Source organism: Vibrio hepatarius (assembly GCF_043642085.1).
GTDB lineage: Bacteria > Pseudomonadota > Gammaproteobacteria > Enterobacterales > Vibrionaceae > Vibrio > Vibrio hepatarius_C.
Window position 1 is genome coordinate 150911 of the sequence record NZ_JBHZSA010000008.1, and the last position, 24159, is coordinate 175069.

Annotated in this window: 20 protein-coding genes; 11 read left to right on the top strand and 9 right to left on the bottom strand. The window is 44.5% G+C overall.

Going from position 1 to position 24159, the window contains the following annotated elements; genetic code table 11:
- Positions 1-6: 6 nt before the first annotated feature.
- From rsmA to apaH, 3 genes are all read left to right on the top strand, one after another.
- The gene (gene rsmA, locus ACHUFZ_RS15910) at positions 7-813 is read left to right on the top strand and encodes a 16S rRNA (adenine(1518)-N(6)/adenine(1519)-N(6))-dimethyltransferase RsmA (protein WP_394127909.1); all 807 of its coding nucleotides are present in this window, start codon (positions 7-9) and stop codon (positions 811-813) included.
- Positions 814-882: 69 nt separating this feature from the next.
- The gene (gene apaG, locus ACHUFZ_RS15915) at positions 883-1260 is read left to right on the top strand and encodes a Co2+/Mg2+ efflux protein ApaG (RefSeq protein ID WP_053441086.1); all 378 of its coding nucleotides are present in this window, start codon (positions 883-885) and stop codon (positions 1258-1260) included.
- Between the two features lie 9 nt (positions 1261-1269).
- Positions 1270-2073, top strand: a complete 804-nt coding sequence (gene apaH, locus ACHUFZ_RS15920; RefSeq protein WP_394127910.1) for a bis(5'-nucleosyl)-tetraphosphatase (symmetrical) ApaH — start codon at positions 1270-1272, stop codon at positions 2071-2073.
- A 69-nt stretch (positions 2074-2142) separates the two neighbouring features.
- Here the strand turns inward: apaH and folA are convergent, their stop codons facing one another.
- The 6 genes from folA to rplU form a co-directional block, all read right to left on the bottom strand.
- The gene (gene folA / locus ACHUFZ_RS15925; protein ID WP_394127911.1) at positions 2143-2622 is read right to left on the bottom strand and encodes a type 3 dihydrofolate reductase; all 480 of its coding nucleotides are present in this window, start codon (positions 2620-2622) and stop codon (positions 2143-2145) included.
- Between the two features lie 18 nt (positions 2623-2640).
- Positions 2641-3114, bottom strand: a complete 474-nt coding sequence (locus ACHUFZ_RS15930; RefSeq protein WP_167489297.1) for a threonine/serine exporter family protein — start codon at positions 3112-3114, stop codon at positions 2641-2643.
- Positions 3111-3878 carry a threonine/serine exporter family protein gene (locus ACHUFZ_RS15935; RefSeq protein WP_394127912.1) on the bottom strand — a complete coding sequence of 256 codons (768 nt, stop codon included), beginning with the start codon at positions 3876-3878 and terminating at the stop codon, positions 3111-3113. Before ACHUFZ_RS15935 ends, ACHUFZ_RS15930 begins: the two co-directional genes overlap by 4 nt.
- A gap of 115 nt (positions 3879-3993) precedes the next feature.
- On the bottom strand, positions 3994-5172 hold the full coding sequence (gene cgtA, locus ACHUFZ_RS15940) for an Obg family GTPase CgtA (RefSeq protein ID WP_394127913.1): 1179 nt from the start codon (positions 5170-5172) through the stop codon (positions 3994-3996).
- Between the two features lie 302 nt (positions 5173-5474).
- Entirely contained in the window at positions 5475-5732 is a 258-nt protein-coding gene (gene rpmA / locus ACHUFZ_RS15945; RefSeq protein ID WP_004409945.1) for a 50S ribosomal protein L27, read from the bottom strand.
- A gap of 20 nt (positions 5733-5752) precedes the next feature.
- A complete protein-coding gene (gene rplU / locus ACHUFZ_RS15950) occupies positions 5753-6064 on the bottom strand; it encodes a 50S ribosomal protein L21 (RefSeq protein ID WP_038207969.1) in 312 nt (103 codons plus the stop codon).
- A gap of 268 nt (positions 6065-6332) precedes the next feature.
- Between rplU and ispB the strand changes: the two genes are divergently transcribed.
- The 7 genes from ispB to ACHUFZ_RS15985 all read left to right on the top strand — a co-directional run bounded on the left by ispB (position 6333) and on the right by ACHUFZ_RS15985 (position 16162).
- Positions 6333-7304 (top strand): octaprenyl diphosphate synthase, encoded by a 972-nt coding sequence (gene ispB / locus ACHUFZ_RS15955; RefSeq protein WP_394127914.1) that lies wholly within the window; start codon positions 6333-6335, stop codon positions 7302-7304.
- A gap of 433 nt (positions 7305-7737) precedes the next feature.
- Positions 7738-9498: a lysophospholipid acyltransferase family protein gene (locus ACHUFZ_RS15960; protein ID WP_394127915.1), complete on the top strand. Its 1761-nt coding sequence runs from the start codon at positions 7738-7740 to the stop codon at positions 9496-9498.
- 315 nt (positions 9499-9813) lie between these two features.
- The gene (locus tag ACHUFZ_RS15965) at positions 9814-10836 is read left to right on the top strand and encodes a TRAP transporter substrate-binding protein (RefSeq protein WP_394127950.1); all 1023 of its coding nucleotides are present in this window, start codon (positions 9814-9816) and stop codon (positions 10834-10836) included.
- Between the two features lie 214 nt (positions 10837-11050).
- A complete protein-coding gene (nagB, locus tag ACHUFZ_RS15970; protein WP_004409930.1) occupies positions 11051-11851 on the top strand; it encodes a glucosamine-6-phosphate deaminase in 801 nt (266 codons plus the stop codon).
- 511 nt (positions 11852-12362) lie between these two features.
- Complete coding sequence (locus tag ACHUFZ_RS15975) at positions 12363-14315, top strand: PTS mannitol transporter subunit IICBA (protein ID WP_394127916.1); 1953 nt, start codon at positions 12363-12365, stop codon at positions 14313-14315.
- A 113-nt stretch (positions 14316-14428) separates the two neighbouring features.
- Positions 14429-15577, top strand: a complete 1149-nt coding sequence (locus ACHUFZ_RS15980; protein WP_394127917.1) for a mannitol-1-phosphate 5-dehydrogenase — start codon at positions 14429-14431, stop codon at positions 15575-15577.
- A gap of 54 nt (positions 15578-15631) precedes the next feature.
- On the top strand, positions 15632-16162 hold the full coding sequence (locus ACHUFZ_RS15985) for an MltR family transcriptional regulator (protein WP_394127918.1): 531 nt from the start codon (positions 15632-15634) through the stop codon (positions 16160-16162).
- Positions 16163-16280: 118 nt separating this feature from the next.
- Here ACHUFZ_RS15985 and ACHUFZ_RS15990 read toward each other — a convergent pair whose 3' ends face one another.
- From ACHUFZ_RS15990 to ACHUFZ_RS16000, 3 genes are all read right to left on the bottom strand, one after another.
- Positions 16281-19085, bottom strand: coding sequence for a methyl-accepting chemotaxis protein (locus ACHUFZ_RS15990; protein WP_394127919.1), 2805 nt, complete (start codon positions 19083-19085; stop codon positions 16281-16283).
- Positions 19086-19610: 525 nt separating this feature from the next.
- The gene (gene glmS, locus ACHUFZ_RS15995) at positions 19611-21443 is read right to left on the bottom strand and encodes a glutamine--fructose-6-phosphate transaminase (isomerizing) (protein ID WP_394127920.1); all 1833 of its coding nucleotides are present in this window, start codon (positions 21441-21443) and stop codon (positions 19611-19613) included.
- Between the two features lie 79 nt (positions 21444-21522).
- Positions 21523-22284, bottom strand: coding sequence for a DeoR/GlpR family DNA-binding transcription regulator (locus tag ACHUFZ_RS16000; protein ID WP_394127921.1), 762 nt, complete (start codon positions 22282-22284; stop codon positions 21523-21525).
- Between the two features lie 429 nt (positions 22285-22713).
- Here ACHUFZ_RS16000 and pykF point away from each other — a divergent pair, with 429 nt between their 5' ends.
- Positions 22714-24126, top strand: coding sequence for a pyruvate kinase PykF (pykF, locus tag ACHUFZ_RS16005; RefSeq protein ID WP_394127922.1), 1413 nt, complete (start codon positions 22714-22716; stop codon positions 24124-24126).
- The last annotated feature ends 33 nt before the right edge of the window (positions 24127-24159 follow it).

Below are 24159 nucleotides of genomic sequence, written 5' to 3' on the forward strand. Positions count from 1 at the left end.
AATACTATGAGAAACGATGTCCACTTAGGGCACAAGGCGAGAAAACGCTTTGGTCAAAACTTCCTTAACGATCCATACATCATTGATGGAATTGTCTCCTCGATCAACCCTAAACCGGGTCAAAACCTAGTTGAAATCGGTCCAGGTCTTGGTGCAATCACAGAACCTGTAGGGAAGGAAGTCGACAAGTTTACCGTTATTGAGCTTGACCGCGATCTCGCTGAACGTCTACGCAATCACCCTGAACTTGGTGATAAACTGACGATTCATGAAGGTGATGCGATGCGCTTTGACTTTACTCAGCTAGTAAAGCCAAACAATAAGCTACGTATTTTCGGTAACCTGCCATACAACATCTCAACACCATTGATGTTCCACCTTTTTGAGTTCCATAAAGACATTCAAGACATGCACTTTATGCTGCAAAAAGAAGTGGTTAACCGCTTAGCAGCAGGCCCTGGTACAAAAGCTTACGGTCGCCTTACGGTGATGGCACAATACTTCTGTAAAGTCGTGCCTGTACTTGAAGTACCACCAACCGCGTTCGTTCCACCACCAAAAGTAGATTCAGCGGTTGTTCGTCTCGTGCCTTATGAAGAGATCCCTCACCCTGTAAGCGATCTTAAATACCTAGACCGAGTATGTCGTGAAGGCTTTAACCAGCGCCGTAAGACAGTGAGAAATTGCTACAAAGGCTTACTAAGCGCTGAAGTACTGGAAGAGCTAGGCGTTAACCCAAGCATGCGACCAGAGAACCTAACCTTGGTTCAATTCGTCGATATGGCGAACTGGTTAGCTGCCAACAGCAAATAGTTTCAGCTAAAATGAAAAGGTGATAGACCGTTGGTTTATCACCTTTTTTGACTTTATAAAGGAGTTTATATGGAAGCTACCCCTTGTATCAAAGTCCAAGTCCACACTAAATACATTCCGGATCAGTCCCAGCCTGATGCTAAGCGCTATGTATTTGCCTATATCATTACCATTAAGAACTTAAGCCAACAGAACGTCCAGTTAATGAGCCGCCGTTGGTTAATTACCGATTCCAACGGTCGACAAATGACGGTCGAGGGAGAAGGTGTCGTCGGTCAGCAACCCTTTATTTCTCCGAATGACGAGTACACCTATAACAGTGGTACTGTAATTGAAACGCCCGTCGGAGTGATGCAAGGTCAGTACATCATGCATGATGAAGGCGGCAAAGAATTCGTTGCTGAAATTGATCCTTTCAGACTCGCGATTCCCAATATTCTTAACTAGGACAACCCTTTGGCTAATTACATTGTTGGTGACTTACAAGGTTGCTTTGACGAACTGCTTCTTTTACTTAAACAAGCTGACTTTGATGCGAGTGAAGACACCTTGTGGGTTGCCGGAGATCTAGTCGCACGCGGACCAAAGTCACTCGAAGTATTGCGCTTTATTCGCTCTCTTGGTGACAGTGCAAAAGTCATTTTAGGCAATCATGACCTTCACCTGCTAGCAGTATCATTAGGCTTATTTAAGGTCAAAGAGAAAGATCAAACCGCACCAATTTTTAATGCTGAAGATAGAGATGAGCTGTTAGATTGGCTTCGTCATCAACCACTCATGGCGGAACATCATGAGTTTGTCATGTGTCACGCGGGCATTTCTCCACAGTGGACGCTAGAAGATGCTCGTAAAGCGAATAAACAAATCACTGAGATTCTACACAGTAAAGATTGGCAATGGCTGATCGAAAATATGTACGCTAACCAACCTGATCTTTGGAGTGAAAGCCTCGATGGTATTGAGCGCTATCGTTATATTATCAACGCTTTCACCAGAATGCGTTTTTGCTTTCCTGATGGGCGTTTAGATATGGAGTGTAAGCTTCCACCTAAACAGGTCAACGATGGCTCACTGATCCCTTGGTTCCAACTTGATCGCCGCAATAAGCTTGAGAAACCTGTGCTATTTGGCCACTGGGCAGCGTTGGAAGGCTATGAAGGTGAAGAGGTTATCGGTTTAGACACTGGCTGTGTTTGGGGTGGACATTTAACTATGCTGAGATGGGAAGATAAGCAGTTTTTTACTCAGCCAGCTTTATAGTTTCGAGTAACGAGCTTCGAGCAAAATAACTTCAACTCGCCACTCGTTGCTCGAAGCATAGCGAACTCGTTACTTTTCTAAAACGACAAAACGCATATTGTAAGCGTTCTTTTCATCCGCGGAATACGCCTCAGAGTAAGTTTCTTTAAACTCATCCCCCCATGCTGGGAACTGTGTATCGCCTTGAATCTCTGCTTCAATATGAGTGACATACAGTTTATTAGCTTTTGCTAGGCAAGCCTCATAGATAGTGCCGCCACCAATGATCATCACTTCTTCAACTGAGCCTGCAACGGTTAACGCTTCGTCAATCGAGGTCACTGTGGTTACCCCTTCAATCACCAATGAAGCATCACGGCTGATCACAATGTTCTGACGTCCCGGTAATGGGCGGCCAATTGAGTCATAAGTCTTGCGCCCCATTACAACGGGCTTACCCATAGTGCAACGTTTAAACCAAGCAAAGTCAGCAGGAAGATGCCATGGCATTTGATTGTCTATTCCAATAACTCGATCTTGTGCCATTGCGGCGATCATACTAATGATCATTTCCTTACTCCTCAGGACTTATACGATGGGTTTGCGGCGATAGAATAGCAAGCCTGGCATAGCTAAGCCAACCGCTAAACCAGCAATAATAAACATCGCTTTAAGGAAGTTCTCCATTAACATCGCAACCAACTCTGGAGAGTAACCTTGGTTATTGAGCTCCACCAAGGCGATCATCGCTTTAAAGGCGAATACCCCTGGAACCATAGGAATCAAGGCTGCGACGGTAAACACTTTTGGATGGGCAAGAAAACGTGCTGACCAATGAATGCCAACCATGCTCACAATGATAGCGGCAAAGAAGGTCGCCCACTCAATAGGAATACCAAAGTGCATCATTAAATAACGCGAGCCATGACCTATCGCACCACCTAAGGCGCAATAAACTAATGCCTTTTGCGGCACATTGAACACCAAAGCAAAGCCCACAGCAGGAATCGCTGCAAAAAACATATCATTCAGCAGACCGAATAATAGATCCAAGTTGATCATACAACCCACCCCGATACACCAACGAGACTCATAGCAGCAACAATTCCGAGACTGGTTGCGAGAGTCAACAAACTCGCCATGACAAATCGAGCGATACCCATATTGATGTAGCCTTTAAGCATATCCGCAACAGAATTGATCAATGGAAAACCAGGAACCAGCATCAGCACCGAAGAAGCCATAACCAGTGATGGTGAGTTACCTAACTGATAAATCACAGCTTGAGCAGATACTACTGTGGTAACAAAAGCAGTTGCGGTGAAGTTCATCAGTGGATTGAAATGGCGATGGCCAATTTCTTGTCTCACCACCATTCCTGTAGAAGAAGCGATAAAAGTCATCGCAAATACCACCCAATCGCCACCAGCTAAATGGCTAAAAGCAGCACAAGACAAACCAATCATGAAAACTACTAACCAGCGGTTATAACGCTCAGGGCTGATAGCATTGAGTTTTTCTTGGGCGAGTGAATAATCGATAATACCGCGCTCGAGCATAATGCAGATGCGTTGAACTTGGGTAATGGCCCACATATTGATGCCGCGATCGGGACAGCGACGAGCAGTGGTGATGCAGTGCTCTTGATAAACGGTAGTAACGACTAATGAACTAGCGGATAACGACACTTCAACTTCGTCCATACCGGCCGCTAAACCAAAGCGACGCATAAGGTCACCAACGAGAGTGCTTTCTGCTCCATGAGCCAAAAGCATTTGCCCTGCTTGGGCGATTAAACGAGACACAGCTCGTTGCTTGGATGCCATGATTCTATCCTACTCCTTTAGAATGCACCTATTTTGCAGAGAAATGCTCTGGCATGATTTGATATAGACACAAAAAAGCCGCAATAAACATTGCGGCTTAAACTTTTCTTAACTGTTATTCGCGGACGTAGACAACGTGACCGTCATCTTCTTCATCGTCCCAGTCATCCCAGTCGTCGTCATCATCTTCTTCAGTGATAACATCTTTACCTGCGATCGCATCTTTGTGGTAATCATCCCACATGAAGTCGACTTTCTCTTCCTCAGAGATTTCTTCTTCTTCACGCGGTAGGTTTTCCATAAAGTCAGCTAACTTGTAGCATAGCTCTTTAGTACCATCGCGGTTTACAGCAGAAATCTTGTAGTAATCCTCATCCCAGCCTAGAGCGTCAATAATGTTTTGGATCACTTCATTCGCTTCTTCCTCTGGCATCAGATCAACTTTGTTGAAAATTAACCAACGAGGTTTACCAGCCAGCTTCTCGCTATATTGCTCAAGCTCATCAATGATCGTTAGTGCATTTTCAACTGGATCAGTTTGATCAATTGGCATGATGTCGATCATATGTAGTAGAACACGACAACGCTCAAGGTGCTTCAAGAAACGAATACCAAGGCCTGCGCCATCTGCTGCGCCTTCAATCAGACCAGGGATATCGGCAACAACGAAGCTTTTCTCAGGTACAACACTCACTACACCCAAGCTTGGGATCAATGTAGTAAACGGGTAGTCCGCCACTTTAGGTTTAGCTGCAGATACTGCGCGAATAAAGGTTGATTTACCTGCATTCGGCAAGCCAAGCATACCTACGTCAGCAAGCAGCAGTAGCTCTAAACGAACTTCGCGGATTTCACCTTTAGTACCTAGTGTCTTTTGACGTGGTGCACGGTTAACTGAAGATTTAAAACGGGTGTTACCCAGACCATGCCAACCACCTTTTGCGACCATGACTTTTTTGCCATGTTCAGCAACTTCAGCAACAATCTCATTAGTATGGATATCAACAGCGCGAGTACCGACAGGCACGCGAAGCACTTTGTCTTTACCACGCTTACCTGTACAGTTACCACCACGGCCATTTTCACCACGTTCCGCTTCATAGAAGCGCTGGAAGCGGTAATCAATTAGCGTGTTAAGGTTTTCATCAGCTTGGATGTATACATCACCGCCGTCACCACCGTCGCCACCATCAGGGCCACCTTTCGCAACGAATTTCTCACGCCAGAAACTCACTACACCGTTACCGCCATCACCGGCTTGAACTTTTACTACCGCTTCATCAACGAATTTCATCTCTTACTCCGCCCTTGTGCTATGTGCCATAGCTGCGTTGCAAATATCATCTCAGCTCTCCCTATCTCATTAGGAAAAGTGAATGATATAAATTCTAGCAGATTCCAGTTTCAGACTGATCACCTGAGATCTTCACTGCTCTGCTACTGGAACAAATATGAAGGGACTCTTTACAGAGTGCCTTAGTATTGATTCCACCGTACTGGCAAACTCAAACTCACCATAAATAAAAAACCCCGCCGAATCGGCAGGGCTTTTGAATTCAGCTTGAAAGCTAATGAATAAATTAAACTAGGTTTAAATTACTCAGCTTCGATGCTAACGAATTTACGGTTTTTAGGACCTTTCACTTCGAATTTCACTTTACCTTCAGTAAGAGCGAAAAGAGTGTGGTCTTTACCGATACCAACGTTAGTACCAGCGTGGAACTTAGTACCACGTTGACGAACGATGATGTTACCTGCAAGAACAGACTCACCACCGAAACGCTTAACACCTAGACGTTTGCTTTCTGAATCGCGGCCGTTACGAGTAGAACCACCAGCTTTTTTGTGTGCCATTGTTAAACTCTCCTAATCGATTAAGCGTTGATACCAGTGATTTTCACTTCCGTGAACCACTGACGGTGACCAGCTTGTTTGCGAGAATGCTTACGACGACGGAATTTAACGATTTTAACTTTATCGCCACGACCGTGTTGTACAACTTCTGCAACTACTTTGCCGCCCTCTACAAGAGGAGCACCAACTTTAATGTCTTCACCGTTAGCAACAAGAAGAACTTTATCAAATTCAACAGTTGCACCAGTTTCAACGTCTAATTTCTCTAAACGAAGAGTTTGACCTTCGCTTACACGGTGTTGTTTACCACCAGATTGGAAAACAGCGTACATATCTTACTCCGCTTTTTCCGCACAGCCGTATGCTATTTGAGCATCAAGGGTGTGCGCTAAACTAATCATCAATAGGGCGCAGATTCTACAGAAAGGTCGCACCTATGACAAGCCATATTTTGAAAAAATTGGCGAAAAGCTAATCGCCAATGAAAAGTGCCGAGATCATGCCCGTTAAGCATGTATTAATCAACGTTTTTTAGTGTATTATTCAGCAAATAAACTCGATAAGAATACCTTACAAGTTCTAACTTCAGCCGGATTTACAATGGATTTTAAAGCTATCCAAGCACTCACCGCCGATGACATGGCAAAAGTGAACGAAACAATTCACGCACAACTCAACTCTGATGTCTCTTTAATCAATCAACTGGGTTTCTACATCGTTAGCGGTGGTGGTAAACGCATTCGCCCTCTTTTGGCTGTTTTATCTGCTAGAGCCCTAGGCTACCAAGGTGAAGCACATACAACTTCTGCAGCGTTTATCGAATTCATCCATACTGCAACCCTGCTTCATGATGATGTTGTTGATGAGTCCGACATGCGCCGCGGTAAAGCGACAGCCAACGCAGCCTTTGGTAATGCGGCAAGCGTTTTGGTTGGCGACTTTATCTACACACGCTCATTTCAGATGATGACCGAGCTAGGATCTTTAAAGATCCTTAAGCTGATGAGTGATGCGGTAAATATCATCGCCGAGGGTGAAGTTCAACAATTAATGAACTGCAACAACCCAGACACGACAGAAGAAAGCTACATGCAGGTCATCTATTCTAAGACTGCCCGCCTGTTCGAAGCCGCAACGCAAATTGGCGCAATTCTTAATGACGCCCCTGAAGAAGTCGAACTTGCGCTGCAGAACTACGGCAAATACTTGGGTACTGCGTTCCAGCTTATTGATGATGTGATGGATTACACATCGGATGGCGATGAGATGGGCAAAAACGTTGGTGATGATCTTGCGGAAGGTAAGCCTACCCTACCACTGCTTTATGCAATGAAAAACGGCACGGCTGAGCAAACCGCAATGATTCGTGAAGCGATTGAGAAAGCGAATGGAATGGAGCGCCTAAACGATATTCTGGAAGCGATGGAGCAAACTGGCTCGCTAGAATACACTCGCCAAAAAGCTTACCAAGAAGCAGACAAAGCCATTGCGGAGCTTAGCGTATTAGCAGAGTCGGAGTACAAACAAGCACTCGTCACCATTGCGCATATGGCTGTACATCGCACCAGCTAGCTCTACCTCTATATAGATAAAAAGCCTGAGTACTCGCTCAGGCTTTTTATTATCTGGCATATACAACAACGGGAACCTAAGGTTCCCGTTTTACCTCTTAAGATGAGGTATTCCAGATCAGCAAAAACGAAGGTAATTTGGCTGCTATCCTCACTAAGGTCTAACGCCTGTATGTTACAGTGATAGCGATACCCGCATATAAAACTTAGCAACTAAACTTTAGGTTAGATACGAAATTAGTATATTTTGTGAGCGATATATTTTTTAGATTAATTAAATAATCATTATTACACCGCGTAAGCCAAAAAACGCCAAATTCTTACCGCTGTCACTAAAATGCCCTCTTGTTTCATCTATCTCTCATTAAATTGAAGCGTCAATGTCATATCAGCCCCATACCCTCGAATGAAACTCGGCACTATTGTGAGGACATATGGAAGTCTCTAGCCCTTTTCGTTTACCAACTAAAACTCCTTTTCGACTTGGCGAACATTTCACTGAGTGGGCAACCGGTCTCTCTAAGCTAGACAAGTTCTATGCAGAGCGTCCTGCAGGTTGTGATACACAACAATTTCTCAGGTTCACCTTAGAAGTACTTGGCATCGATTATCAAGTTCACAAAGGCACACTGGCACATATCCCAACATCAGGTGCGACCGTCGTTGTCGCTAATCACCCTTTCGGCTGTGTCGAAGGGGTTATTTTGGCAGAGCTGCTGTTACAAGTGCGTAGTGACGTACAAATTCTGGCCAATCAATATCTGAAAACGGTTCCTGAACTTGACCAGCTATTTATCGGAGTTGATGTATTTGATGGTCAGAATGCTCATCAAGCTAACCTCACGGCACTGCGTCAAGCCCATCAACATTTAGCCAAGGGTGGGCTGTTACTGCTTTTTCCTGCCGGAGAAGTCTCGCAGTTAGTCGACAAAAAGAGCAATAAAGTGACCGACAAAGCTTGGAGTCATTCCGTTAGCCGCTTAATTAGAAAATCACGTGCGACCTCAGTGCCTATTTTCATTGAAGGACAAAACTCCAAGCGATTCTATCTAGCAGGAAAAGTTCACCCTCTACTTAAAACCTTATTACTCGGCCGAGAACTACTCAATAAGAGCAATGAAAAGATCCAGCTCTCTATTGGTACAGCGATCAAATATAAAGAAGTGAATGGATTGTCTGACGAGCAAATGACTAGCTACCTGCGTCTCAATACCTATCTTCAGCAAGAAGGTACGATTCACTCTTCACCAGCGGATATTAAAACTCCGCCAGTTCCGATCAACGATCCTGTCGCACTCCAAGATCAACTTAATGATCTTGCCGCTCTTGATCACCAACAGCTCCTGCTTACTAGTGGTGAGTTCGATGTTTATTGCACGGCATCTGAACGTATTCCTTCGATCATGCATGAAATTGGGCGGCTGCGTGAAATCAACTTCCGAAAAGCTGGAGAAGGTACGGGGAGAAATCTCGACATAGATAAGTACGATCGAGACTATCTGCAGCTATTTATATGGGATCGCGAAAACCAAGCTCTGGTTGGTGCTTATCGCCTTGGACTGGTAGATAAACTGATCGACAAACACGGTATTTCAGGCCTTTACTCACGCACTTTATTTCATTTCAACCAACCTTTTATCAATAGCATGGGACCGGCTATCGAGATGGGACGTTCAGTGATCGATGAAAAGTACCAAAAATCGATGGCGCCATTACTGCTGCTTTGGAAAGGAATCGCTGCCTATGTAGAGCGAAACACAAAATACACGCATCTATTTGGCCCGGTCAGTATCAGCAATGACTATAGCGAACGAACCAGACATTTACTGGCGGAAACCATGACCCTTCATCATTATCACTCTGAGATGGCCGAACATGTCACCCCTTCCAACCCTCTACCGCGACAAGATAAGAATTGGAATACATCCATGCTTACCGCACTGAATGACATGCAATTACTCTCACGCCTAATTGCAAGAATAGATGAAGGGAAAAATGTCCCTGTGCTACTGCGTCAGTACCTAGGGCTGAACGGCAAGCTGATCTCTTTCAATGTGGATCCTTGCTTTAATAACGCACTAGACGGATTGATCATGGTCGATCTTCGCCAAGTACCACTGAGGACACTGGCGCGCTATATGGGCTCAATTCAAGCTGAGCACTATTTGAAGCAACATGGTCAGCTACGCAATTGATTAAACCAAGATGTGCTGCGTGACCTATGCAGCACTTCTATTATCAAGTTACTTTCCCTTCTCAATCACTTTCTACTGCGTCATTGCATTAACCATCTAATAAAAACCAGTTATTTAAACTAGCAAAGTATTTATTTATAGAACCTCTATCTATGACTCCCTCTATATAGAAGCAAAATTCAGATTGACGAAAAATCAAACAGGATAAAAGCTAGCGGCATATAACAATCACAATGATAAGGAAGTCATTACGTCATGCTGAAAATAAAATCCCCCTTACGTACTCTGTTTACAGGAGCACTTTCACTGTCGCTAATGGTTAGCTCATTTTCTGCTTTTGCTGCAGAAAAAGTTTATCGTCTTAAGCTTGCTGAGACTTGGGGACCAAATACTCCAATTTTGGGTGATGCCACCAAGAACATGGCCCAGTTAGCCGAAGAGATGTCCAATGGACGGCTCAAGATTCGTATTGATTCAGCCAACAAGCACAAAGCACCATTGGGTATTTTTGATATGGTTAAATCGGGTCAGTATGACTTGGGCCACTCAAGCTCGTACTACTGGAAAGGAAAAGTCCCTAACACGCTTTATTTCTCTTCAATGCCGTTTGGTATGATTTCGACTGAGCAGTACGCTTGGTTCTATCGCGGTGGTGGCATGGAGTTAATGGAGAAGGTCTACGCACCGCATAACCTACTTTCGTTCCCTGGTGGTAACTCTGATATTCAAATGGGCGGTTGGTTTAAGAAAGAAATCAATTCAATTGAAGATCTACAAGGGCTAAAAATACGTATTCCTGGATTTGCTGGAGAAGTGATGGCACGCGTTGGCGCTAAGCCGACCAACATTGCACCGGGCGAACTGTATACCTCTCTGGAACGCGGTACGATTGATGCTTTGGAATGGGTTGGCCCAGCATTTGATTTACGTATGGGTTTCCAGAAAATTGCCCCGTATTACTACACGGCATGGCATGAACCGGGTTCTGAAACGCAATTCCTAGTTAATAAGAAGACATGGGATAAACTGCCCGCTGATCTTCAGACCATTCTAGAGACCGCTTTCCGCGTAGCCGCCTTCGATATGTATACCCAAGCTGTCGACGCCAATGCCAATAGCTGGGCAACCATGAGTGCTGAGTACCCAGATATTAAGGTGCGAGACTTCCCACCAGCTGTACTTGAGGCAATGCAAACAGCGACTAACGAATTACTGGCAGAGCAAGCTAATAAAGATGCATTAGCTAAAGAAATTATTGAGTCACAGAAGCAGTACTTAACCAAAGTTCGTGCTTGGACGGATATTTCGTCGAAAGCTTATCTAGATAGCAATAACTAAACTCTCCGCACGCAAAGAAACACTTTGCGTGCGCTTTTCTCATAACAGAAAAAAAGCCTAAGATTCTTCATCTTCGCACAGATAAGTGCACATTATTTGATCTAAAATAAGAGAAAAACCGCGCCTCTCCCGCAAAAACGCTAGCTTAAAATTCGCTCTTATTTTACAATGCAAATTAAGCATTACATCTGACAATTTTCTATAGGAAAGACAAATGAGACTGATTCCTCTAAATAACGCTGCACAAGTTGGTAAATGGGCAGCGCGTCACATTGCAAACAAGATCAACGCGTTCAACCCAACAGCAGATCGTCCATTTGTTCTTGGTCTACCAACGGGTGGTACTCCTCTAGCAACTTACAATGCACTAATTGAACTGCACAAAGCGGGTGAAGTAAGCTTCAAGCACGTTGTGACATTCAACATGGATGAGTACATCGGTATCCCAGCGGATCACCCTGAGTCATACCGCTCTTTCATGTACAACAACTTCTTCAACCACATTGATATTCAAGAAGAAAACATCAACCTGCTAGACGGCAATGCAGCAGACAACGATGCAGAATGTCAGCGTTACGAAGATAAGATCAAATCTTACGGCAAGATCAACCTATTCATGGGTGGCGTAGGTAATGACGGTCACATCGCATTCAATGAGCCAGCATCTTCTCTATCTTCACGCACTCGTATCAAGACGCTAACTGAAGATACTCGTATCGCAAACTCTCGTTTCTTTGATGGTGACATCAACCAAGTACCTAAATACGCACTAACTATCGGTGTTGGTACACTACTAGATTCTGAAGAGATCATGATCCTAGTAACAGGTCACAACAAAGCACTAGCACTAGAAGCAGCAGTTGAAGGCAGCGTAAACCACCTATGGACTGTATCTGCACTTCAGCTACACCCGAAATCAGTGATTGTTTGTGATGAGCCATCAACTCAAGAGCTAAAAGTGAAGACAGTTAAATACTTCACTGAGCTAGAAGCTGAGAACATCAAAGGTTTCTAATTCTCGCTTAATAGTGATGAACCAATTTAAAAGGCAGCTTGTGTAAGCTGCCTTTTTTGTATTTATTGTTTTCTTACCGCAACCCACTCGTTACAAACTTTCAATAAATCAAAAATAGTGATCTTAATCACTAAACACTCCTCAAGATACCAATTAGTAAATGAGATCAAAATCACAAAACAATTTAAACCCAAGATCCAAGAAAACATTTACGTGATCAGAATCACCTTTAGGGTTAATTTTAAATTTAAATAAATGAGACGTGAGGCAACTTGTTTTTATTGACTTAATATTATTTTGTATTTTGTCATTAACTTTCAGTGTCAAAGACTGAACAAGATCACTAAAAAAGTATTTGGTAGGGCTATTTTTAAGGGGGTAATCACAAAAAACCCGTCGTCAGTTCCAATTGGAAAATGTGTGGTAGATTGATTGGGTACTAAGCAATCAGACGGTTTTGGCGAACCGCTACTACTACAACATTCATCAGAACATCGAACGGGGAACAGTTATGATATCACCAGATGCTAAGATCAAGATACAGAATTTTGGTCGTTTTCTGTCAAACATGGTAATGCCTAACATCGGCGCATTCATTGCGTGGGGTTTTATCACCGCTCTATTTATTCCAACCGGATGGCTACCAAACGAAACCTTGGCCTCCATGGTTGGTCCTATGATTACCTACTTGCTGCCACTACTTATCGGTTACACTGGTGGTAAATTGGTTGGTGGCGACCGCGGTGCTGTCGTCGGCGCAATCACAACCATGGGCGTAATTGTCGGCACAGACATTCCAATGTTTATGGGCGCTATGATGGTTGGCCCAATGGGCGGCTGGGCGATTAAAAAGTTTGATAACTACATTGATGGCAAAGTAAAAAGCGGCTTCGAGATGTTGGTCAACAACTTCTCTGCCGGCATCATCGGCATGCTATGTGCCATCCTTGCTTTCTTCTTTATTGGCCCATTTGTCAAAATTCTATCTGGTGGTTTAGCCGCTGGAGTCAACTTCTTAGTTGCAGCGCACCTTTTACCTTTAACCTCTATCTTCGTTGAACCAGCAAAGATCCTGTTTCTAAATAACGCGATCAACCACGGTATTTTCTCTCCACTAGGTATTCAACAAGCGTCTGAAGCAGGTCAATCGATCTTCTTCTTAATCGAAGCAAACCCAGGTCCTGGCCTAGGTATCTTGCTAGCGTACATGGTGTTTGGTAAAGGTACCGCTCGTCAAACTGCAGGTGGTGCATCAATCATCCACTTCTTCGGCGGTATCCACGAGATTTACTTCCCATATATCCTAATGAACCCTCGCCTAATCCTTGCGGCTATCGCAGGTGGTATGACTGGCGTATTCGTTCTGACAATGTTCAACGCGGGTATCGTATCTCCAGCGTCACCAGGCTCTATCTTCGCCATCTTGTTGATGACTCAGAAAGGTTCAATCGTTGGTGTACTCGCATCTATCGCAGCCGCAACTGGCGTGTCATTCGCAGTAGCTGCGCTACTAATGAAGACTCAAACGTCAACAGAAGAAGACGGTGATGAAGCAGCGCTAGAGAAAGCAACATCACAAATGAAAGACATGAAATCTGCATCTAAAAACGATGCGGTGGTAAACAACCAAAGCAAAGGTGACGTAGACCTAGCGACAGTACAAAGCATCATTGTTGCTTGTGATGCGGGCATGGGCTCAAGCGCAATGGGTGCGAGCATGCTACGCAAAAAAGTTCAAAGCGCAGGTCTGAACATCCACGTAACCAACCTTGCTATTAACAGCTTACCAGAGAGTGCAGATATCGTGATTACTCATAAAGATTTAACGGATCGTGCACGTCAGCATGCTCCAAACGCACACCACATTTCATTGACAAACTTCCTAGACAGCGAAATGTACAACCAGCTAGTCACCAAACTACTGGCAGCACAAAACCAATCCGCAGCCAATGACGACCAAATGGTAAAAGTGTCGGTCATGGCAGCGAACGATGACAGCTTTGAACCACAGCAACCATCGATATTCCAAATCCAGCGTGAGAACATTCACTTAGGTTTGCACGCAGCCAACAAAGAAGAAGCGATTCGCTTTGCGGGCAACAAACTGGTTGAACTTGGCTACGCAGAACCTGAATACGTAGACGCGATGTTTGAACGTGAAGCATTAGTTCCAACTTACCTAGGCGAATCTATCGCAGTGCCTCACGGTACAGTAGAAGCGAAAGACCGCGTCAAGAAAACCGGCATTGTAATCTGCCAATACCCAGCGGGTATCCAATTTACTGAAGACAACGATGATGTAGCGAAACTGGTTATCGGCATTGCCGCTAAGAACGATGAGCACATACAGGTGATTACCACCATTACCAACGCGCTCGATGAGCCGGAGGCAATTGAGAAGCTAACCAGCACCCAAGATGTCGAAGAGATTCTAAACATCCTTGGCGGCCAGCAAGCGGCTTAATCACTCCTTTTATTTGCTCCTGAGCAAACCGAGGTCAGCTGTCACCCCCTATGCGGTTGGCCTCACCCTAGATTCGTTTTAGTCAATATTTCAGACATTGGTAGGTAAGCATTATGAAAAACGCAGTTCATTTTGGCGCAGGTAACATTGGTCGTGGTTTCATCGGTAAACTATTGGCAGACGCAGAAGTCGAAGTCACGTTCGCGGACGTAGATGCACCGCTGGTCGACCAACTGAGCCATAAACAAGAATATAAAGTAAAAGTGGTGGGGACTGAGTGCCAAATCGACACCGTTACTCACGTCACCGCAGTTAACTCCGCCAGCGAAGATGTCATCGACCGCATTGTAAAAACCGACTTGGTAACAACGGCAGTGGGTCCTAACGTACTAGACATCATTGCAAAAACCATCGCGACTGGCATTACAAAACGCTTTGCGGCAGGTAATGAAAAACCATTGAACATCATCGCATGTGAAAATATGGTTCGCGGCACGACTCACCTAAAAGGTGAAGTGTACAAACACCTAAATGAATCATTGCATGCAAAAGCAGACGAGTTGGTTGGCTTTGTCGATTCAGCAGTGGACCGCATTGTGCCACCAGCAGAAGCGGCGAACGATGACCCACTAGAAGTAACGGTAGAAAGCTTTAGCGAATGGATTGTCGATGAGCAGCAATTCAAAGGCGAAATCCCAAACATCGCAGGCATGGAAAAAACCAATAACCTGATGGCGTTTGTAGAGCGTAAGTTGTTCACCCTCAACACTGGTCACTGTATCACCGCTTACCTAGGTTGCTTAAAAGGCCATCGCACCATTCGTCAAGCGATTGAAGATCCAAGCATTCACACTGAAGTAAAGCAAGCAATGCAGGAGAGTGGTGAAGTACTGATCAAACGTTACGGCTTTGACCGCGATATGCACAACGCGTACATCGAAAAGATCTTAGGTCGCTTTGCCAACCCATTCTTAGTCGATGAAGTTGACCGCGTAGGTCGCCAACCAATTCGCAAATTAGGCGCCAACGATAGATTAGTGAAGCCTTTACTCGGTACAATTGAGTATGGCACTGAAAATCAAACACTTTTGAAAGGCATTGCCGCTGCGTTAAAGTACATTAACGACACAGACCCACAAGCAGTAGAACTGCAAAACTCAATAAAAACAGCGGGAGTGAAGAAGACGCTCGCGACATACACAGGTCTTGCAGAAGATAGCGCTGAAGTGACTCAAATAGAGGCACTTTACAACCAAATTTAAACATCAGGGGAGCATTAGCTCCCCTTATATAATTATTAGAAATGTATTCAGTATATGGCAGATAGTATCAACGAAACCGAGATCATTGAGCGATTAAATAGCGCACCTTCGGTACGAGGCTTTTTTATTGCGACCGTCGATGTCTTCACAGACTCAATTGACGGCCTAGTACAGCGAATTTTTCGCAAAGATAACTTCGCCGTTCAGTCGGTCGTAGGTCCGCTGTTGCAAGATACTGGGCCACTTGGCGATCTATCGGTGCGTTTGAAATTGCTGTTTGGTTTAGGTGTATTGCCTGATGATATCTACCACGACATTGAAGATATTATTAAGCTAAAAAATGAACTCAACAGCGACGCATCCGATTACGAATTTACCGACCCCAATATTCTCGCCCCGATCAAGAAACTCAATTTGGTGAAGAAGATGGGCATGGTGCAACTAGAAGTCGCCGAGCCGGATGATGACATTGACCTAGAGTTTTACCAACTACAGCTACAACGTCAGCAACAGATCATTAAATCAGGACTATCACTTGCTATCGTCGAGATTTGCAATGAACTCGGCAAGGATAGTCCATTCTAACACCTCAAGTACTTCTCAGCGCGGCGCTGTACTTTCACTCAAAACCACGTCTTTCAAATATAAAATAGGCTGCTCAGGACGAGCAGCCTATGTCTTTTAAAACAAGAAATGGTTACGCCTAAACCTTAAATTGCAGTGTATATGCATTAAGCTCTTCCGCCGATTGAGCCACTTCATGGCTTGCCCCTGCGAGCTGCTCGGCACTTGCCGAAGTCTGTAGCGACATTTCACTGATGGTAGTAATGCTGCTACTCACGGTATCGGTCACTTTGGCCTGTTCTTCAGCGGCCGTCGACACTTGATCCATCATTGAATTAATGTGGTTAATCGACTCCAGTATTCCGACAAAGTTGGCTTTGGTTTGCTCAGACAGCTCTTCTGTCATTTTGACCTGCTCTTCACAACGCGTCATGTTACTGCTTGCCGAGTTAGCTGCTTGCTGAACTGAAGAGATCATTTGCTGTATTTCCGATGCAGATGTTTGCGTTCGCTGTGCCAGTGTTCTTACCTCATCGGCAACCACAGCGAAGCCACGTCCTGCTTCACCCGCTCGAGCCGCCTCAATCGCCGCATTCAGCGCCAGCAAGTTAGTTTGCTCTGCGATTTCTTGAATCACGACTAAGACATGACCAATTTCGTTGCTCTTGAGCTGCAAGGTTTTCATATCTTGGTTCGCAGCAAACACTTCTTGAACCAAACTATTAAGCGCCATGCTGCCTTTATCTAAGGTTTGCTGGCCAAAGGCACTGGTATCGCGCGCCGCGATCGAGGCCTGGGCAACATCGTGGGTACTGCGGGCGACTTGTTGAATCGATACGGTCATCTGTTCAATCGCAGAAGCAACCGACTCTGTCTCTCGATGCTGAGTGGTCACCGCATGAGTCGTTTGCTCACTGGCGACCGAGGTTTCCTCTGCTGTCGATGCAAGGCTTTGACTCGCTTCAACAATATGAGCAATCAGCTGTTTGAGGTTGTCTGACATCTCACGCAGGGCGCCATATAAGCTATCGGCAGGAGCCTGGCGATCAAATTGATAAGTTAGATCACCTTTTGCCACTTGCTGAGCCAGCAACATCATTTCTCTCGGCTCTCCACCAAGAGGCTTCTTGATCACCTTGGCTAGATAAACGGCGAGAGCTACGGTGAACAACAGTGTCCCTATCATTAGATAAACAATACTGCTGCGAATCTTAGCCACTGACGCAAAGGCTTCGCTTTGATCAATTTCAGCTACCAATGCCCAACGGAAATCACCGATATCCAGCGGAGCATAAGACGACAACACTTGGTTACCGTTATAATCGGTGATGATCTTAGCGCCTGAGTTACCTGCTAGGGCTTCCAATGTCGCCTCTGTTTTAACCCCATTGCTTTCCACACTACCAGCAAATGAAGCTGTCACAGAATGGGCTTCAGGACTCAAGTAAGAGTCAGAGCGCATACGATAATCAGAGCCCACTAAGTAAGACTCTCCACTTTCGCCCATACCTTCACGCAATTGCATCACAGCATTAATCGCATCCAATGATAATTGCAACGCAACCACCATAATGACTTCACCCTGCTGATTTAATATTGGTTTAGCAATAAACGCAGCTGGCGCATCATTAGATGGGGCATAAGGTGCAAAATCAACAATCCCATATTGCTTGCTACTCAACACTTCACGCACTAACTGACCAAGATTGCTTGAAGCATAACGACCGTTAACTAGGTTAGTTTGATAATCGGCTTCTTTGGTCACGGTATAAAAGGCTTCACCACTTGGGTCGATCAAAAACAGGTCGTAGTAACCATAACTTTCGATGTATTTTTGATAGAAATCGACACCTTGGTCATCTTTAGGTACGAAGGCCTCTGTAACATCTTTTTCAGAAATGATCCCCCACTGATGCTGATCATCTAACGTGATCGACTGCCATACCGACAACACTAGGTTGCCATTGTAATCCGTGATGATACTAGAGCCCGCTTGCTTAAAAACTTGCTCAGAGGCTTGAGTCTCTACTCGAGTATTATTTTGGAACGACGCGACCACAGAGTGGCCAACAGGATCTAGACGGGAGTCAGAACGCATCAAGTTATCACTGCCAATCAGATAGGTTTCGCCAGTCTCGCCCATACCTTGGACTTGACCAGTAATCGAGTTGACTTTATCGATTGGAAACTGAAGTGCCGCGTAGCCAATCACCTTATTTTGCTGATCGCTAATTGGAGTAACAAAAAATCCGGCCGGAACGCTATTGGAGTAGTGATAAAGGGTAAAGTCACCAAAGTAGACGTGACCAAGCTGAGTAGACTGCTGCGCGCGACTGAAGGCTTTCTCTAACCCCGAACCGATAATATTACTCGAGCGAACATTTTTGCCGATATCCTGTTCACGGTTGGTGGTATAGACAATGTCACCATTGGTATTAATCAAAAATGCATCATACCAACCAAAGCTTTGCTGAAAGCGATCGACCTCTTCACCATACTGCTCTGCAACGCTACTCCACTGGCGACCAGTAATCTTGCCACCTTGGTTCTGAAAAGCTCGTTCAACCTCCTGCATCACCATTTTTGTGGTATAGGAATCAGCAAATAAACGCAGACTAAGTTTTAGCTGATCAACATATTCGCTGGCCTGATTCGCCTGCGACTGATTAATCGCCTCTAGTTTTCGAAAACTCTCCAATTGAAGTGTGTTAGCAACATCAACCAGAACATCCATATCTCCTTGCCGCTCAGCAAAAAATGCATTGATTTGAGCAGACTTGATGCTCCTGACTGTATCAAGCTGATTGTATGACCGCTCAGTTAAAGCGCTTTGACTTAACCACACTGAGTTTATACCCAGAATCACCGCAGGCACTACACCGATAAAAACTAACGCCCCAATAATCAATTGAGAGAGTTTGAGTCGACCTAACCACTGGCCCATATCCATCCCTATTCTATTTATTCGAAATAATTGACGCTTATGACGACAACATTCAGTTTTTTGACGCTAAAAAGCGCAAAAAGACCAAAAATTTAAAGGTTAACCAAAGCGACACGTTTATAAAAAACAGTGGTCAAGAGAACAATGATTAATGAATGAAAACAACCGTAGGTAAGACTTTGTAACATCTATCAATAACATGACTTGTACAGGCTAGTTTACATAGAATCCGAGCGGATAAGAGGTTGTTCAGAAAAGAATAAATGGATACTTCAATAAATCGATAAAACTGAATTAATAGCGCCAAGCCAGTTAATAGCTAACCTATCAGTGAATCGACTTACCCATTACCACTCGTCATTCGCTCCAGCAAGGTGCTTGGTTGACATGTAAACCTGATTGTGCAGTGATTAGAGATAAGCAATTGAAAGTTTTGAATAAATAATTGCCGAGATTTATTTGAAGTAACCAGTGCAACAAAAAAGCGGTGCATTAGCACCGCTTTTGTTAATAACCCACTTCTAACTATTCTACGGTTACCGCTTTCGCTAGGTTACGAGGTTGGTCAACATCCGTCCCTTTGATTAAAGCGACATAGTAAGATAGCAGCTGCATTGGGATCGTGTAGTAGATAGGCGCTGTAATATCGCTGACATGCGGCATAGTAATGATCTTCATCGTTTCATCCGCTTCAAAGCCGGCTTCTTCATCGGCGAAGACATACAACAAACCACCGCGCGCACGTACTTCTTCGATATTCGATTTCAGCTTCTCTAACAATTCATTGCTTGGCGCAACAACCACAACTGGCATATCGGCATCAATCAGTGCAAGAGGGCCATGTTTCAATTCACCCGCTGCGTAGGCTTCAGCGTGAATGTAAGAGATCTCTTTTAGTTTCAGAGATGCTTCCATCGCGATTGGATAGAACTCACCACGGCCTAAGAATAGAGTGTGGTGCTTATCAGCAAAATCTTCTGCTAGCGCTTCAATGTCCTTTTCAAATGAAAGTGCGGCATTGATTTGTGCTGGCAGTGCGTGCAGTGCTTGTACGATCTCTTTTTCTTTCTCTTTAGAGACGCGATCTTGCTGCTTACCTAGCGCGGTCACCAACATCAGCAATGCAGATAGTTGAGTAGTAAAGGCTTTGGTTGATGCCACACCAATCTCGACACCTGCACGAGTCATAAAGGCAAAGTCCGACTCACGAACCAGCGAAGAGCCCGCCACGTTACAAATTGTCATTGCAGCCATGTAGCCTTTCTCTTTGGCTAAGCGCAGAGCGGCCAAAGTATCGGCGGTTTCACCAGACTGAGATAGCGTAATCAACAGACTATTTGGACGAGTAACAAATTTGCGGTAACGGAATTCAGACGCGATTTCGACATCACAGCTAACACCGGCGATATCTTCAAACCAGTAGCGTGCTGTCATACCCGCGTTATAAGAAGTACCACAAGCTACGATCTGAACATGTTCAACTTTGCTTAAGATATCAGCCGCGTTAACACCGATCGCTTCAGTCACCACAGCGTCATCACTAATACGACCTTCCATCGTATTGATAAGCGCCGTTGGTTGTTCGTAGATCTCTTTTTGCATGAAGTGACGGTATTTACCTTTATCACCCGCGTCATGCTCAGCGTTTGATTCAGTAATATCACGCTCAACACGCTCACCTGTCATATCAAATACGGTCACTTCACGGCGAGTAATTTCTGCCACGTCTCCTTCTTCTAGATACATAAAGCGGCGTGTTACGTTAAGCAGAGCCAGTTGGTCTGAAGCGAGGAAATTTTCGCCAACACCGAAACCAATCACAATTGGGCTACCAGAACGAGCAACGACGATGCGAGAAGGATCTTTACGATCCAGTGCAACTGTACCGTACGCACCTTCAAGCTGCTGAGCGGTTTTTTGGAACGCTTCAACCAGTGACGCAGAGGTACGAAGTTCCCACTCAACTAGATGAGCTATCACTTCCGTATCTGTCTGAGATTGAAATACGTAACCGCGTGACTTAAGAAGCTCACGGAGTTCTTCGTGGTTTTCAATGATGCCATTGTGCACGACTGCAATATCACCAGACATGTGTGGGTGAGCATTCGCTTCTGAAGGTTCACCATGGGTTGCCCAACGTGTATGTGCAATACCAGTACCACCGACAACACTCGCTTGTTCTACTGCATCAGCCAGCTCTTGCACTTTGCCCAAGCGACGTACACGGGTTAAGTTAGAATCACCATCAACAACCGCTACCCCCGCAGAGTCATAGCCGCGGTACTCTAAGCGACGTAGACCTTCGACCAAAATTTCTGCTACATCACGCTGTGCTACCGCACCAACAATTCCACACATGTTTTACTCCATTTTTTTCAATTCCGATTGGCAGCAAGCAAAGGCCATATTCGGTAAGTTTTTAGATTCGTTTATTTGTTTATGCGCAAATCACTTTGATGCCATGAGATTCGATTTTTTGTTTGTACTCAGGCTCTAAGTCTTTATTTGTAATCAGGATATCGATGGCATCCCACGCCAATTCTAGGTTTGGGATCTTGCGAGCGATCTTTTCTGACTCAACCATCACAATCACTTCACGTGACACTTCTGCCATCACCTTGCTCAAGCCAACCAACTCATTAAAGGTTGTGGTACCTCGGTCTAAGTCGACGCCATCCGCACCAATAAATAACTGGTCAAAGTCATATGATCGTAGAACAGATTCAGCAACTTGCCCTTGAAACGACTCTGAATGTGCATCCCAAGTGCCGCCAGTCATCAACAAAGTCGGCTCACTCTCTAACTCGTTAAGGGCATTCGCTACGTTGAGCGAGTTGGTCATCACCACCAATCCATTCATGCCATCAAGCTGTTTAATCAATGCCCCTGTCGTGCTGCCACTATCGATAACAATTCGATTATGTTCACGGATCAATTTGGCAGCAGCTTGAGCCAATTCATTCTTTCGAATCGAAACATTTTCACTCATTTCATCACTAACCACTTCTTTTGGTAGTGCAATTGCACCACCATACCGGCGCAGTAACTGACCATTTTTTTCTAGCGAGGCAAGGTCCTTTCTAATCGTGACTTCCGATGTTTCAAACTGAGCGGATAGCGCTTCGACGCTCACCTCACCTTTCTCATTCACTAGATTAGATATTGCGTGTCTTCTTAGTTGAGTGTTTCGTTTCGACATTTAATTAACACTTTAAAGTTTCGAACTGAAAGTAATTATAGTCAAGTCGAAACTTTTAAGTCCATTTATTTCGATCCAAAAAATTAATAAATAGCGATAAAACCTTGTCCTAAGACAAATGTTAAGCAGTGATATTGAAATGATTCGGTGGTAGAATTCGCAACCGAAAAGAAAAAAAATTACAGAATTGACCGTTATTTTTTTGCAACCTAGCGCCTATATCCTAGTTTTGTCACATAAATACGGCACTAAATCCCAATAAGTTGGTCATAAAATGACTAAACTTATGAAAGACTTTCAGTTCTGGAGCTAACAACATAACTGGCTATTTTTATAAGTTGGCAGGCACAAAATGCCTAAAAATAGCTTTGGCTTCAGACCAATAACCGACTTTCAAATTGTAACTATATCGACCGGAGAGTATCTTCCATGAAAAAGACCAAAATCGTATGTACGATTGGCCCTAAAACTGAATCTGTAGAGAAGCTAACTGAACTAGTAAATGCAGGCATGAACGTAATGCGCCTGAACTTCTCTCACGGTGACTATGTAGAGCACGGCACTCGTATCGCGAACTTCCGTAAAGTTATGGAAGAGTCTGGTAAGCAACTAGCTATCCTACTAGATACTAAAGGTCCAGAAATCCGCACTATCAAACTAGAGAACGGCGACGACGTTGATCTAGTAGCTGGTCAAGAGTTCACTTTCACAACTGACACAGCTGTTGTTGGTAACAAAGACAAAGTAGCAGTAACGTACGCTGGCTTCGCAGCTGACCTATCTGCTGGTAACACTATCCTTGTTGATGACGGCCTAATCGAAATGGAAGTTATCTCAACAACTGACGCTGAAGTTAAGTGTAAAGTACTTAACAACGGTGCACTTGGTGAAAACAAAGGTGTTAACCTACCAGGCGTTTCTGTAAACCTACCTGCACTATCTGAAAAAGATAAGAACGACCTTAAATTTGGTTGTGAGCAAGGCGTTGACTTCGTAGCTGCATCTTTCATCCGTAAAGCATCTGACGTTCAAGAAATCCGTGAAGTTCTAACTGCAAACGGCGGCGAGAACATCCACATCATCTCTAAGATCGAAAACCAAGAAGGTGTTGATAACTTCGACGAGATCCTAGAGCTTTCTGACGGCATCATGGTTGCTCGTGGTGACCTAGGTGTTGAAATCCCAGCTGAAGAAGTAATCTTCGCTCAGAAGATGATGATCGAGAAGTGTAACCGTGCACGTAAGATGGTTATCACTGCAACGCAAATGCTTGATTCAATGATCAACAACCCACGTCCTACTCGTGCGGAAGCGGGCGACGTTGCTAACGCAGTAATGGACGGTACTGACGCAGTAATGCTTTCTGGTGAAACAGCTAAAGGTAAGTACCCAGTTGAAGCGGTAACTATCATGGCTCAAATCGCGAACCGTACTGATTCAGCGCTTAAAGCTGAGCTAGGTTCTCGTCTAGATAGCCCACGTCTACGTATCACTGAAGCGGTATGTAAAGGTGCAGTAGACACAGCTGAAAAACTAGCTGCTCCACTGATTGTTGTTGCAACTGAAGGCGGTAAGTCTGCACGTTCAGTACGTAAGTACTTCCCAACTGCGAACATCATCGCTCTAACTACTAACACTAAGACTGCTGCACAGCTAGTTCTAACTAAAGGTGTTACGCCAGTTGTTGTTGATTCAATCGAAAGCACTGACGCATTCTACGTAGCGGGTAAAGAAATCGCTCTAGAATCTGGCCTTGGTAACAAAGGCGACATCGTAGTAATGGTTTCTGGTGCACTAGTTGCTTCAGGCACAACAAACACTGCGTCTGTACACGTTCTATAATTAATTAGAGTAAATCACTCAATTAAATAAAAA